Annotated in this window: 14 protein-coding genes; 10 read left to right on the top strand and 4 right to left on the bottom strand. The window is 45.8% G+C overall.

What is annotated here, in order from left to right:
* Positions 1 to 16: 16 nt before the first annotated feature.
* From AC3ITG_RS26965 to AC3ITG_RS26950, 4 genes are all read left to right on the top strand, one after another.
* Positions 17 to 679, top strand: a complete 663-nt coding sequence (locus tag AC3ITG_RS26965) for a potassium channel family protein (protein ID WP_064635682.1) — start codon at positions 17 to 19, stop codon at positions 677 to 679.
* A gap of 101 nt (positions 680 to 780) precedes the next feature.
* Positions 781 to 1,569 carry a TrmH family RNA methyltransferase gene (locus AC3ITG_RS26960; protein ID WP_489251883.1) on the top strand — a complete coding sequence of 263 codons (789 nt, stop codon included), beginning with the start codon at positions 781 to 783 and terminating at the stop codon, positions 1,567 to 1,569.
* Between the two features lie 175 nt (positions 1,570 to 1,744).
* A complete protein-coding gene (locus AC3ITG_RS26955) occupies positions 1,745 to 2,332 on the top strand; it encodes a sigma-70 family RNA polymerase sigma factor (protein ID WP_489251882.1) in 588 nt (195 codons plus the stop codon).
* On the top strand, positions 2,319 to 3,080 hold the full coding sequence (locus tag AC3ITG_RS26950) for a DUF3600 domain-containing protein (protein WP_489251881.1): 762 nt from the start codon (positions 2,319 to 2,321) through the stop codon (positions 3,078 to 3,080). Before AC3ITG_RS26955 ends, AC3ITG_RS26950 begins: the two co-directional genes overlap by 14 nt.
* 77 nt (positions 3,081 to 3,157) lie before the next feature.
* Here AC3ITG_RS26950 and AC3ITG_RS26945 read toward each other — a convergent pair whose 3' ends face one another.
* Positions 3,158 to 4,024: an AraC family transcriptional regulator gene (locus tag AC3ITG_RS26945; protein WP_489251880.1), complete on the bottom strand. Its 867-nt coding sequence runs from the start codon at positions 4,022 to 4,024 to the stop codon at positions 3,158 to 3,160.
* Positions 4,025 to 4,136: 112 nt separating this feature from the next.
* On the opposite strand from AC3ITG_RS26945, the gene AC3ITG_RS26940 reads away from it, so the two are divergent.
* On the top strand, positions 4,137 to 5,294 hold the full coding sequence (locus AC3ITG_RS26940) for a Gfo/Idh/MocA family protein (RefSeq protein ID WP_489251879.1): 1,158 nt from the start codon (positions 4,137 to 4,139) through the stop codon (positions 5,292 to 5,294).
* 83 nt (positions 5,295 to 5,377) lie between these two features.
* Here AC3ITG_RS26940 and AC3ITG_RS26935 read toward each other — a convergent pair whose 3' ends face one another.
* A complete protein-coding gene (locus AC3ITG_RS26935) occupies positions 5,378 to 6,505 on the bottom strand; it encodes a glycoside hydrolase family 88 protein (protein ID WP_489251878.1) in 1,128 nt (375 codons plus the stop codon).
* Between the two features lie 142 nt (positions 6,506 to 6,647).
* On the opposite strand from AC3ITG_RS26935, the gene AC3ITG_RS26930 reads away from it, so the two are divergent.
* Positions 6,648 to 7,520, top strand: a complete 873-nt coding sequence (locus AC3ITG_RS26930) for an AraC family transcriptional regulator (protein WP_489251877.1) — start codon at positions 6,648 to 6,650, stop codon at positions 7,518 to 7,520.
* A 164-nt stretch (positions 7,521 to 7,684) separates the two neighbouring features.
* Here the strand turns inward: AC3ITG_RS26930 and AC3ITG_RS26925 are convergent, their stop codons facing one another.
* On the bottom strand, positions 7,685 to 8,005 hold the full coding sequence (locus AC3ITG_RS26925; protein WP_024632671.1) for a winged helix-turn-helix transcriptional regulator: 321 nt from the start codon (positions 8,003 to 8,005) through the stop codon (positions 7,685 to 7,687).
* A 414-nt stretch (positions 8,006 to 8,419) separates the two neighbouring features.
* Between AC3ITG_RS26925 and zwf the strand changes: the two genes are divergently transcribed.
* The 4 genes from zwf (at position 8,420) to yunB (ending at position 12,968) form a co-directional block, all read left to right on the top strand.
* Positions 8,420 to 9,874 carry a glucose-6-phosphate dehydrogenase gene (gene zwf, locus AC3ITG_RS26920; protein ID WP_489251876.1) on the top strand — a complete coding sequence of 485 codons (1,455 nt, stop codon included), beginning with the start codon at positions 8,420 to 8,422 and terminating at the stop codon, positions 9,872 to 9,874.
* A 393-nt stretch (positions 9,875 to 10,267) separates the two neighbouring features.
* Positions 10,268 to 11,161, top strand: coding sequence for a phosphogluconate dehydrogenase (NAD(+)-dependent, decarboxylating) (gene gnd, locus AC3ITG_RS26915; protein ID WP_063566149.1), 894 nt, complete (start codon positions 10,268 to 10,270; stop codon positions 11,159 to 11,161).
* Between the two features lie 86 nt (positions 11,162 to 11,247).
* A complete protein-coding gene (gene fsa, locus AC3ITG_RS26910; RefSeq protein ID WP_024632668.1) occupies positions 11,248 to 11,892 on the top strand; it encodes a fructose-6-phosphate aldolase in 645 nt (214 codons plus the stop codon).
* Positions 11,893 to 12,098: 206 nt separating this feature from the next.
* On the top strand, positions 12,099 to 12,968 hold the full coding sequence (yunB, locus tag AC3ITG_RS26905; RefSeq protein ID WP_489251875.1) for a sporulation protein YunB: 870 nt from the start codon (positions 12,099 to 12,101) through the stop codon (positions 12,966 to 12,968).
* 134 nt (positions 12,969 to 13,102) lie between these two features.
* On the opposite strand, the gene AC3ITG_RS26900 is transcribed toward yunB, so the two are convergent.
* Positions 13,103 to 14,173, bottom strand: coding sequence for a M23 family metallopeptidase (locus AC3ITG_RS26900; protein WP_489251874.1), 1,071 nt, complete (start codon positions 14,171 to 14,173; stop codon positions 13,103 to 13,105).
* Between the last annotated feature and the right edge of the window lie 137 nt (positions 14,174 to 14,310).

The raw sequence follows: 14,310 nt of genomic DNA, 5'->3' as shown, positions 1-14,310 counted from the left end.
GGGAGGTTAGACCTTAATGGCAAAAAAACAATATGCCGTCATTGGCATGGGACGGTTCGGATCAAGTGTAGCCAATGCACTGAGCGGCATGGGATTCGACGTACTGGCAATTGATGCGGACGAGCAGCGGACCCAGGAAATGTCCAATGTGGTGACTCATGCCGTATCGGCAGATTCGACCGACGAAGAAGCGCTGCGTGCGCTGGGCATACGGAATTTTGATGTCGTCGTTGTGGCGATTGGTGAAGATATTCAGTCGAGTATTCTTACGACCCTTATTCTGAAGGATATGGGTGTACCTGTTTTGATTGTAAAAGCACAAAATGAACTTCATGGTAAAGTATTACAGAAGATCGGAGCAGACAAGGTTATTTATCCTGAGCGGGATATGGGACTGCGTGTAGCCCATCATCTAACATCTCCAAACATTCTCGATTACATCGAGTTATCTGAGGATTACAGCATTTTGGAGATGAGAGCGTCCGAGCAAATGATCGGTAAAAATCTGCTGGAGCTAAATATTCGTGCACGTTTCGGTTGCAACGTGATGGCGATCCGCAGTGGGAATTCGATGAATATCTCTCCGTATGCGGAGGATCGGATTGCGGACGGGGATGTGCTGATCATCGTTGGTCACAAGGACCATTTGACGAAAATGGAGCTTGCGTATCCAAAGTGATAAGTATGATGATTGGATAATGGAACATTCTTTGGTCGGAAAATTTCAATTCGTCATGTAACTTGTTGATAAAAAATCCCGCAGACGGGAAGGATGGAAAGATGGATATTGTATCACCGCAAAATACACGTGTGAAGGAATGGGCACAGCTGCTGGAGAAAAAGCACCGTACCCGTCAACATAAATATATTATTGAAGGCATTCATCTCGTACAGGAAGCGCTGCGTGCCGGGGCAGATCTGGAATGCATCGTTTACGATGGGGAGCAGGGTGTACCCAAGGAACTGACTGGACTGGAAGCTCCACTTCAGCGTGTGGAATGGATCAGTGTATCCCCTGCGGTTATCGCCAAGTGCACGGATACGATGACACCCCAACCTGTTTTTGCCGTTGTACATAAAGGTCGTGAGCTGCTGCAAAGCTTGTTGTCTTCCTCCAAGGGGCTGGTCGTGGTATTGGACAATGTTCAGGACCCCGGTAATGTGGGGACGATCATTCGCAGTGCGGATGCAGCGGGAGCGGCAGGTGTTGTGCTAGGTGCTGGTTGTGCCGATGTCTATAATCCGAAAACGATCCGTTCGACGATGGGGTCATTGTTTCATTTGCCAATCGTAGAAGGTCCGTTGGAAACGTTGCTGCCTGAAGCGAAGGCTGCGGGCGTAAAGTTGGTTAGTACGTCTTTACAGGCAGAGTATTCTTGTTATAGTTATGATTTTAAACAATCGGTGTGGCTTGTGATTGGTAATGAGGGTAAGGGCATATCGGAGTCTACTGCACAACTGGTGGACGATGCGATTACGATTCCAATGCAGGGACAGGCAGAGTCACTTAATGCCGCGATGGCGGCGACGATCTTATTGTTCGAGGCGATGCGGCAACGGATGGTTTAGCCCATAAATAATATACTTTATGTTCATATGAATTAAGAAATATAAGCTTATTCCAACTCGAACGACGAGTGAGGAATGGGCTTTTTTTGTATGGTCGGAGAAATTTGAAATAAATAAATCGAACGATATGGAGCAGGTATGCCAATATATAGTGTAAGGAGGAAGGAGATGGATAATGAGTGAGACAGAAAAGTACATAAAACTTGTGGAATTAACCCGGGCTGGCGACTACGAAGCATACGGGGACTTATATGAACTAACGGTGATGGATGTGTATCGCACTGTTCGTTTTCTGATTCGTGACTCATCTGACGCGGAAGATCTGGTACAGGAAATTTATATTCAGGCATACAGGTCATTAGAGGGATACGATTCGGAGAGAGCGTTTCGTCCATGGTTAATGGGTGTGACGATGCGGCAGGTCCGAAGTTACCGGCGCAGACAGTTGACACAATTTCGTTTTAACAAGCGGATGGAGAAGTCTGATACTGGGCTGGAGTATGATTTTTCCGGTGATTTAATCAACAAACTGGCAAATCGCCCTCTGCTTGAGCAGGTGCACCGATTGCCATACAAGCTGCAGCAGGTGGTAACTCTTCACTATTTGAACGAGTACACGCAAGAGGAGATTTCATGCATATTGGACATTCCGCTAGGAACGGTGAAATCGCGTATTCATGCGGCATTAACCAAGCTGAGGCAGAATCAGAAGTTGGACCTAGGCATTCGGGGAAAGGTGGAGGATTTACATGAATCTCGATGAACAGCTGCGAACAGCCTACCAGGAAGAGACCAAAGACTGGACAATTCCTGAGAGAACAAAACATAAAATCATGAATGCTATTCGAAGTGAATCACATCTCAAAAGACATCGGAAAAAATGGCTGGTTACTGTGCTGCTGGCTGCTGTGCTCATCATTCCTACTGGAGCTTATGCAGGGTATACCTACTTGGCTAACGAAATGTATGGTTCACAGGAAAATATATCAGCGGTGGGTGGAACATCGGAGGATTACATGAGACTGGAAGAGAAGCTGCAGACAGCCAAAGCACATTTAAGTGAAGAGGAATTTATTCAATTTATGGGTCTGATGAAGCAAATGGGGCAAATGGCTTTGAAGTATGCGGATCAACAGGGAGAGATGCACCCCGAGCAATGGAGTGTCACAGAACAGACGGAGTTTAATCGTCTTACTGCAGAACTGGAACCATTTTTCAAAAAGCTGGAGGCAGCAAGTGTAGACTCTCCAAAAGAACCTAAGGACCAGGAACAATTTTGGAAGGAACATCTAGCAATGGCAGAGACGAAGTTTTCCAAGGAGCAGTTTACCGAGTTCAAATCGTTGTATGCACAGATGAAGCAGTATGAAGCCATGGTGATGGATCAGGATGGGAACATCCATGAAGAACGATTGTCTGCGGAGCAGAAGGAAGAACTGAAGCAGGTACGCGAGCAGATTTTTCCCTTCTTGGAGAAGTTGGGACTGGATGTACGCAAGCCGGGTGAGTAACTTGGGTAGTGTTCAGGAGCTGAGGAGCGAAAGGATGTTACACCTTTTGCTCCTTTTCGTTTCGTTGGATGACCTTCTTATCTGCCCTGCACATTCAGCCGATACTGATGCGGCGTGGTGCCTGTTGCGTTGCGGAAGACTTTGCAAAAATAAGATGGGCTGGACATGCCTACACGGTGGCCTATTTCCGGAACAGTATGTGTGGTACTTGTGAGTAACACACAAGCATGACGAATACGTGTAGCTTGGGCGTAAGCAACGATGGTGGTGCCGGTAGCTTTTTTAAATATATGGGACAAATGATAAGGCGAGAGATGCAGTGTATCTGCGATATCCTCCAGACGAAACGGTTCATTGTAGTGCTCTTCAATCCATTGCATGACAGCCTCAGCATGAGGATGCAGAACGGAAGAACCCGTTGGAAGTGTATTAGCGCTGGAATACTGCCTGTCCTTCCAAAGGTAGCGAAGCTGTGCGAGCAGTCCAAGTAAAAAGAGACGTGTATCCTCTTCCGTTTCATGTGGAAGTAACGTAGGTAGAATATCGGCAAATTGCTCAATCATCTGAACCAGTGGGGACGAAGCGGATAGACGGATCGGTTGAAGCGGAGATGTTTGCCCGAGAAGGTCCATTGTAAAACGATTTGATACGGCAAATTGCCGAGAGTGCGGGTTCAGCAGGTGCTGCTCATACATCAGTACGCTGCGAATAAAGGGATGTTCTTTCGTGACTTGAATCTGGACCTGATGCAGCTGAAAAGGCCGGAATATCATCAGTGTACCCGGTTCAAGGGGGAATGCCTGTCCCTCTGTTATCAACTGTCCATATCCATCATGGATATACGTGATTTCCATCTGTGAATGAGCGTGAAAAACCTCTCGGAACGCAGTGGTGGAGGTGCGACGGCATGCCAGATTAAATTGATCCTCGGTGATGATGGGCATTAAGACTGCCTCCCCTTCAAGAGCGCAATATAGTTTCATTTTATCACAAGATGAACGCATAAAAGCGCTTTATTATTGTGTATTGTGAAGGGAATAAGGGAGGTATGCATTCATGTTGAAAGTAGCCATTATTGGAGCAGGCGCGATCAGTGCAGCGCACATTACAGCGTATTTGGCATTTCCTGAACGATGCCAGATCGTAGCTGTGGTGGATATGTATACGGAAAAAGCACAAAAGCGAATTAACGATTATGGATTGAAAGGTGCGCAAGCTGTTACCGATTATCATGAATTGCTGGATCAAAACATTGACCTGGTTTCCGTCTGTACCCCTCCGTATACACATGCACCGATAACATGTGATTTTCTGCATGCAGGAACACATGTGTTGGTTGAAAAACCAATGGCTTCTTCTTTACAAGAGGCGGATATGATGCTGGAAGCGGCGCAAGAGAGTGGTAAGCTACTATCGGTTGTGGCGCAGAATCGTTTTACGACACCGATGATGAAATTGAAAGATGTGCTGGATAGCAAACTTATGGGTCCCATTGTCCACGTTCAGGTCGATTCTTTTTGGTGGCGGGGCCATAATTATTATGATCTGTGGTGGCGTGGTACATGGGAAAAGGAAGGCGGAGGCTGTACTCTTAATCATGCGGTACATCATATTGATGCGATGCTTTGGATGATGGGTCCTCCGATGGAATTGCAGGCCATGATGGCGAATACGGCGCATGATAATGCCGAAGTGGAGGATATTTCCATGGCAATGCTTCGTTTTCAAGAAGGAGCACTTGGTATGATCACCAGTTCCGTGGTACACCACGGAGAGGAGCAGCAGTTGATTTTTCAAGGTAAAGGGGCCAGGGTATCTGCGCCTTGGAAGGTCGTTGCTTCTACGGCACGAACGAATGGTTTCCCAGAACCCAATCCAGATTTGGAACAACAGATTCAGAAACTTGCTGACGAATTACCGGATGTTATCCATGTCGGTCACGCAGGGCAAGTGGAGAATGTGCTAAACGCCATTGAGACAGGATCACCCCTTCTGGTGGATGGGAAGAGTGGACGGAATACACTGGAACTCATTGTAGGTATTTATAAATCGGCCAGTACGGGGGAGAAGGTTACTTTTCCACTAGAGGCGGAGGATGCTTTCTATACAAGGGAAGGGATTATGCAACATGCGGTGCATTTTTATGAGAAAAAGACAGCGGTAGAGAACTTCGAGGATGTGGATATTACGTTAGGGAGAAAGTTGGAGTCTTAGTTATATAACAAAAAAAGAGGCCAGTCCCACAGATATTGTGAGGTCTGGCTTCTTTTTATTGGAATCATATTTACAAAACAAAATCAATACACCCGATGTTTCCATCCATTCAACTTCGCGATGGCCTCCAGATAATAATAATCTCCATAGATCAGGGAGACATCAATGAAGGAATTGCCGCTGCCTGTGGCGTGCAACAGAATCGATTCATGCTCTGGCTGATCCCAGACCGCATAGTTCTCTGTTAAGGAACGCAGGATTCGTTCGGCTGCATCGGCATAGAGGTGTTTTTCACCTTCAGGAACGGCGGTGGCCAGCTCAAGCAGACCGGATGCGGCAATTGCTGCTGCAGAGCTATCTCGGGATTGACCCTCCAAAGTCGGAAGTCTGAAATCCCAGTAAGGTACATGATCCTCTGGCAACGCAGCAATAAAGTAATGGGCGATCTTTTTCGCTGTGTTCAGGAAACGCTCATCCTGGGTATAACGATACGAATTAGCGAATCCATATAACCCCCATGAGGTACCTCGACTCCAGGAGGATTCAGGAGCATATCCCTGTCCGCCAAGACATTCAATATAACGACCATCCTCTGGGTCAAAGGAAAGGATATGTTTGGTTGATCCGTCTTCACGAACACCATACTGCATGGTCGTCTCGGCATGGCTAATGGCAATATGTTTGTAACGGGGATCTCCCGTCACTTCTGAAGCCCAGAACAACAAAGAGATATTCAGCATGCAATCAATGATGGCCCAGCCATATTTGTCTTCATTCCACGCACGAATGAATTTGCCTACGGGATTATAGCGTCCTGCAAGGAAATTGGCTGCCTCCAGACCACGTCTGAGAGCGTCCTCATCACCTGTAATTTTATGTTTGATAACAGCAGTAGAGAGAAACTGGAAGCCAACATCGTGATGAAGCTCTCCTGTTGGTCTTATAAACCATTGCTCCAAAGTTTCATCCCACGACCATGCCGCATCCCGGTAGCTTTCCTCTCCTGTCATATCGTACATAATCCACAGCATACCCGGCCAGAAACCTGAAACCCACCAATCAGTGTTGATGTTATCATACTTCCCATCATCGCCGGCAAAATGAGGACATTTATCCCCAATGTTTTTTTTCATCTCGGGCAATTTGTTTTCCAGCTTCTGCATGACTTCCTGCCAATATGTCGTAGATACAGCGGATTCCGCCTTGGCCATGAGATAACCTCCTTAGGTTTAATTAGAAAGTAAAGATAACGCTTTCCTATAAGGAGATTATATCTTTTTAAAAACCTTAAAAGTTGTGTTAGGATATGAAGAAATGTTGCTCTGTTGTCATTGTGAAGAAGGGGGAATGAGAATGTTTGAGCGTGTGGACTTTGAGGGAAATACTTTGGTGTGGGATTATCAAATTAAATCGGTGAACGATTTCAAAGGATATTATCATTGGCATCAATGTGGGGAAATCCTCTATGTCCATGAAGGGCAAGGTATTGTGGTTTTGAATAATCATACCTATCCCATTCGTAAAGGCATGCTCTTCTTTTTTCAGCCATATCAGCTGCATCACGTTTATGCCGAGGTTCATTCAGATACACCGTATGAAAGGAATATTTTCTATGTAGAACCCATTGTAATGGATCGATATTTGGAAGCGTTCCCGCATCGCCGTGCTTTTTTTTCGAGGTTATGGAAAGGACGCAATCAACCGCAGGTTTTTGATCTGAGTTCATCTATGGATCAGCTGGATTGGGTATATAAATGTTATCATCAGTCACGCAGTCGGGTTGGGGGAGAATGGGAGGAAACGGTGCTGTTTTTGCTTCAGCTCTTGAATATTTTGGATCAACAAAGTGATGGGGAACATGCGGGGCAAACGCACTTGGTCGAATCACGTCAATTAAGACATGCGGAGAAGATGATGCATTGGATTGAAGAGCACTATATAGACGAAATCAGACTGGATCATATGGCGGATGATATCCACTTATCCAAGTCATATGCTTCCCGTATCTTTCAGCAAGAAACAGGAAGCAGTATTACGGACTACGTCACAGCCCGAAGACTCAAGCAGGCTTATCTTCTGCTGGAAACGACAACTCTGTCCGTTGAGGAGGTTGGTAGGCGGGCGGGATTTCCCAATGGATCTTATTTTATTCAATTATTTCGCAAATCGGCGGGAACCACTCCGCTACAGTATCGGCAGCATTTTGAACGCAGCAGCAGACATTAAATTACATGAGAGTTACTGCTGATGTTATTAAAGGTAGCGTCAGTACATTATCGTGGTGAAATTTAAAGTGTTATTTTTAATTCTCAATGTGTCGGTAGTTAAATTAAAAATGAAGTTTCTCCTCTAAAATAGAATGAGCTCCTATACTTTCCTCAAAAGTAGTGCTACAGCCACTTATCGGCCCATCGTTCTACGGCGCTTAATGCGCGCCCCAGCTCTGTGCCTTTGCGGGACAACATATATTCTGTCCGAACAGGACGTTCCGTAACCACATGACGCACGACAAGTCCCTCTTCCTCCAGTTCCTTCATCCGTTCATTAAGTACCCGTTTGCTCAGGTCCGGGATATAAGCGTGAATTTCACTGAATCGTTTGGGTTCTTCCATCAATGTATGAATAATGAGGGCTACCCATTTCCGGCCAATGATCTGATAAGACTGTTCCACCTTTTCGCATATTTGCTTGGCATTCTCATCATCGCTCATAATAGTACTCCTTTGATTTAGTTATGCTTATTATAGCATTAGTATACTTATTGTAACCTGAGTGTCCACAAGCCCTATGTGTAAAATGTCACATACCAATTGTTCTTAATGTTACCACATAAAGCGTTAACATTAAATAAAAACCCTATAAACACTGGTGTTCACAGGTTAGACACGATTGTTGACGAATTGTGACGACAGGTGTAATATGGGTAACGTCAATTCAATTGGTTACAATTTATAACCTTGATTAAGGTTGTGGAGAGAAGGAATGTTCCATGTTTAATTCAGGTCAGATACACAAGCGGAGGTAAGGCGGGGAACTCCCCCACTAATTCCGTCTTTTGTCATGCTTGGATTTGAACATTTTGCATCATCATATACTATACTGCACAGATCACAGGAGGCACTCCAATGGACGCAATGACATTTGTCCTCTTCGGGGCAACAGGCGATTTAGCCAAACGTAAGATTTACCCTGCATTATATAATTTGTACATTGATTCGAAAATGCCGAAATCCTTCTCCGTTATTGGTCTTGGACGGCGTGAATTGTCGGATGCTGACTTCCAGGCGAATGTCGAAAAGTCATTGCATACCTTCTCCCGTCAAACACCGGAAGAAGAAGCTCAGGTTCGCGACTTTATTGGTGCTTTTCGTTATTGTTCTTTAAATAATACGAAGCTTGAAGATTACACCAAATTGCTGGAACTGGTTCAGAAACGTGAACAAGAGCTCAATATTCCCGAGAATCGCATGTTCTACATGTCGGTTGCACCGGAATTCTTTGAGCCAATCGCACTGAACATTCAAGAAAGCGGCTTGGGTAACACCAAAGGCTGGAAGAAACTCATCATCGAAAAACCATTTGGACACGATCTGCAATCTGCTCGTGATCTGAACGAAAAATTGAGCAATACCTTTGCAGAAGAAGAAATTTACCGTATTGACCATTTCCTTGGTAAACCGATGGTTCAAAATATTGAAACCCTCACTTACGCGAATCCGGTCATTCAGGCTTTGTGGTCAAACCGTTACATTGCCAATGTACAGATTACAGCAAGTGAAACGGTTGGCGTTGAAGAACGTGCCGCGTATTATGACCAAAGCGGTGCCCTTCGTGACATGTTCCAAAACCATATGCTTCAGTTGCTGATGATGATCGGTTTGCATTTGCCAAAACGCTGCACACCGGAAGAAATTCAATTCAAAAAGCAGAAGATTGCTGAAGCTCTTCGTCCATTGACGAAAGAGAATATCGCTTCTGAAGTCGTTCGTGCCCAATATGGAGCAGGCGAACTGCAAGGTGCTTCTGTTGTTGGATATTTGGACGAGCCTGGCATTCCAGCTGGTTCTCAGAATGAGACATATGTTGCCGCGAGACTGTGGATCGATGATCCATTCTGGAGTGAAGTTCCATTTTACATTCGTACAGGCAAACGCCTGGCTGAAAAATCGACCCGAATTGTTGTTGAATTCAAGGCTCCACTGAAAACAGGTCATGAATCCGAAAATACAACGGAACCTAACCTGCTGACGATCGAAATTGGTCCGAAAGAAAGCATCTCGCTTCAATTAAATGCGAAAAACCCACTCAATCAAGGCGAAGTGGAACCGATGCATATGAGCTTCAACTCAGGTGAACGCAACATTCCGGAAGCTTATGAAAACCTGATCTTTGACGCGATGCGTGGAGATTCTACATTCTTTGCTCACTGGAACGAAGTTGAACTGGCTTGGCAATGGGTACAGCCGATCTTGGAAGCATTCCAGGAGGGCAGTGTGCCACTCGATACGTACAGCGCAGGTTCGCAAGGACCTGAGTCAGCAGATCGTCTGATTGCAGAGAACGGCTACCGTTGGTGGTAAGTCTAATGTAAGAGCAGCATCAGAGAAGAGAACACTACAATCTGTTCTGCTCTACAAAATTTTTATGAAGTACACCGTTCCAATTTTGCATAAGCCCTTCCGGTAATACCCGGAAGGCCGCGAAAATTTTTGATATAGATTAGCGGCTCAATCTAAATCAGTTCGTAACAATTACGCGCGAGTAGTGTAGGGGACGAAATCGATTCTGAAGAAGCGAAGCGTGCGCCTTTATCCCCGGATTTCCCCCTTTAGAGGGGAATGAAAAGAAATCTGGGGATAAGAGCGATCGAAAGAACGATTCGTAACCGGAACGGCTACTGCGCCATGGTTAAGCACTTATTTTGGAATTGGCCAGATAAAACTAGAAATGTTCATAACAGGAGGAACTTAGCAATGAAACTTGGACTTATTGGATTAGGTAAAATGGGATTGAACCTGGGTAGAAACCTGATTGACCACAAACATGAAGTGGTTGCTTTTGACCTTAACGCTGAAGCTGTAAATGAAATGAAAGAATACGGCGCAGCAGGCGTATCTTCTTATGCAGAAATGGTCGCTTCTCTTGAATCCCCACGTGTATTGTGGATCATGGTTCCTCACAACGTGGTTGACGCTGTATTGGCTGAAGTAAGCCCACTGTTGTCCAAAGGCGACATTATCATTGAAGCGGGTAACTCGCACTACAAAGAGTCCATCCGTCGTTACGAAGAAATGAAACCTAAAGGCATTCACTATATGGATGCTGGTACATCCGGCGGTATGGAAGGCGCACGTAATGGCGCATGTTACATGATCGGTGGCGATCCTGAAGCTTGGGCAGTGGTTGAGCCTGCGTTTAAGGATACTTCCGTTGAAAATGGTTACCTGTATGCAGGTAAAGCGGGTAGCGGTCACTTCCTGAAAATGGTTCACAACGGTATCGAGTATGGTATGATGGCTTCCATCGGTGAAGGCTTCGACGTATTGGAGAAAAGCGGCTTCGATTTCGACTTCGAACAAGTTGCTCGTGTATGGAACAATGGTTCCGTTATCCGTTCTTGGTTGATGGAATTGACAGAGCGTGCATTCTCCAAAGACGCTAACCTGGATGAAATCAAAGGGGTTATGCATTCTTCCGGTGAAGGACGTTGGACGGTTGAAACAGCATTTGACCTGCAAACTGCTACGCCAGTTATCGCGTTGTCCCTGTTGATGCGTTACCGCTCCCTGGAAACAGACACGTTCACAGGTAAAGTTGTTGCAGCATTGCGTAATGAATTTGGCGGTCACGCTGTAGAAAAAAATTAATTCATATATAACTGTTAACATATACGGATAATTGGGTAATGATGAGTATAGTTGTTTATAAATTCATCAAGTGGAGGGAACATATCATGAAATTTTTCTTAGATACAGGTAATGTTGAAGAAATCAAACGGATCGAACGTCTTGGTCTGGTGGATGGAGTCACGACCAACCCGTCTTTGATTGCCAAAGAAGGTCGCGTATTTAAAGAAGTGATTCAGGAGATCTGTGGCGTTGTTAAAGGCCCGGTCAGTGCTGAAGTGATCGGACTTAAAGCCGAGGATATGTTGAAGGAAGCTTATGAAATTGCAGAATGGGCACCGAATGTAGTGATTAAACTACCGATGACCGAAGATGGACTCTATGCTTGTCATGAACTGACCCAAAAAGGAATTAAAACTAATGTAACGCTGATCTTCTCTGCAGCACAGGGTCTGATGGCGGCAAAAGCTGGAGCAACATACATCAGTCCATTTGTTGGCCGTCTGGATGATATTGCGGTGGATGGCATGAAGCTGATTCGCGATCTGCGTCTCATTCTGGATACGTATGATTTGCCTTCCGAAATTATTGCAGCAAGCATCCGTAATATCAAACATGTCGAGGATGCAGCTCTTTCTGGTGCGCATATCGCGACCATTCCGGGTTCGCTCCTGCCAACATTGTGGAAACACCCGCTGACAGACAGCGGCATTGAACGTTTCTTGAAAGATTGGGAGTCCGTTCCGAAATAATAAAATGTGGACAGGGATCTGATTCCTCAGAGCCATATTCCATTAAAAAGCCTTCCGTCTTGCAGACAAAATCTGCTGGCGGAAGGCTTTTTTTGTTGTAAGTGATGATATCCACGTACGAGCAGGTGCTGTCCTTCTTTTTCGGGACAACAGTGCATAAGGATAGTATATAGCCTATAGCTCATCCCGCAGGGGAGGGACGCCCGATGATGAGAAGACGATGGCGAAGTCGAAGACGCCGCAAGCCGCCAAGTGGAAGGCGCAAAATGTGGTTGATTATTTTATTGGTAACAGCGTTTTGTTTGATGCAGGGTTTTGCCTATGTGGATAAGAAAATGAAACCACCCATCATGCATCTGGCTAAAATCAGAGTAAAGCAGATTGCAACGGAAGCGATCAACAAGGCGATTACAGCGCAGGTTTCCGAAGGCAAATCCACCGAAGGATTGATTGATTGGAAAACCGATACGGCTGGGAAAGTGTCCGGATTCATGCTGAATTACGATGAGCATATGCGAATCACCGCGAGTACGATGAACATCGTGCAATCCACTTTGCAGAACGTGCATATGTTAAAAGAAAAAATTCCGCTGGGGCAGGCGTTGGGCAGTCCGGTACTGGCATCCTTTGGTCCAAGTATACCGGTTCGTATTGAGCCTCAGGGAGCCGTCAAGGTGGATCTGAACACCCGTCAGCAGAATGCCGGTATAAACATGATTCTGGTGGAAGTGTACATTCACATCATTGCCGAAGTTGCGGTAGTGGTGCCCTTTGACATGGAACCCGAGACCGTCGATACGGAAATTCCGATATCTTACCTGTTGGTGGTCGGGGATGTGCCGATGTACTACTACGATAATCAGGGCAAACCGGTAGGCACCAACGGCAGCAATGCACCCGCGATTGCACTGCCATCGGGTCAGACGGGTGTTTCGAGTGGTCATGGAGGAACGCCTAATTCAACCTCTCCCAACCAGCAGCAGGCTCCAGCAAACGGTCTGAACGGAAATGGACTGGAGGTTGAGCCGGATTTGTCTGATGAGGGATTGCAGCTTGACGTGGATGTGAACCACTAATGAGTCAAAGGCAAATATCGAATAAAAAAACGGGGCCCCTATGATAGAGGTCCCACTTTGTATTAAAAATCATCTCAAACTAAATAGATTACTAAATAGATACTTATAATCCTTTGTTCCAACCTCATTTTGCCTCATTTGCCTTTGGCTTTTTTCTGTTTGCGTTCTTCCTGCTCCCAATGCTTCAGATTCGGGTAAGGGTCAAAGGACCATTCATTCAGACCACTGTCACGATAGATGCCATAGTGGAGATGAGGAGGAAACTTGCCTTGTGTACCTGGTTTTCCATAGCCTGAACTGCCCACCCAGCCCAAAACCTGACCAGGGGTAACCACTTCGCCGATATGGGCGTTTTTGTCGAAGCCGGATAGATGAGCGTAATAGTGGTAATGGTTGTTCAGATCACGAATACCGATACGCCAGCCGCCAAACGGATTCCAGCCTTTGATTTCCACGACACCGTAACAGGTACTGCGCACAGGCAGGCCATGCGGTGCAAAAATATCTGTGCCTTCATGAATACGGTACCCGCCCCAACTGCGTTTAGTTCCCCAGGTGCTGCGATATGAATAGTTGGTTCCGAGAGGGACGGGAAAGGCGTGACCAAAGAGATCGAGGCTGTCAAAATGCTCATATAATTTCGCGAATTGCTGAATGCGTTGCACAGCCCGGGAGTTATGATAATATTCCCACAGAGCGATGTTGAAGTCCTCCGGCTTGTTCCCATAATTCTGAACAATGGAAGCCATGCTGTAAAGTACGTCCAGGTCATTATTAGCATCTGCTACACCATCACCAGAACCGTCACGACCATACCCATTGAAAAAGACAATGGAACCCGGTTGTTGATCCGTCTCATCCGGATTTAGCCAGCCTCTCCAGGCAGGGGAGGTCATGAATATGCCGGTCAGCCGTTCCGGATGTTTACGATCTTTCGGATGTGCACGCGAGATGGTTCGTTCATATTGATCAATCGCTGCGAGCCTGTACCAGGGAATTTGGGTCATCTGACCAATGCTTTCATATAGATGTCGGCGTGAAGCGAAAATGTCCGCTGGTTTTTGCTCTACAGCTTGAGGTTTGGAATCAGCGGCGGTGGGTTCACCGTAAACATCAACAGGCAAGAATGGGAGAAGCAGTGTGCCTGCAAGCAATGTTTTGATCCAAAAGGAATAAGTTAACCGCGATGTAAAGCGATCTTGCACAGGGAAGCAGCCCCCTTTCCAATGAGATGATGCATATGGTGCCCGGTGAACCAAGCTATAACCTAGCGTTCTTCAAAAGTCTTCATTTTATCCATGTAAGACATGAATGCACAAGATGTGACAAATGGGGGTTTTTC

It is taken from the genome of Paenibacillus sp. GL_099_B, from assembly GCF_057835695.1.
Note: the sequence above shows the minus strand (reverse complement) of the source record. Positions and strands in the feature narration are given on the sequence as shown.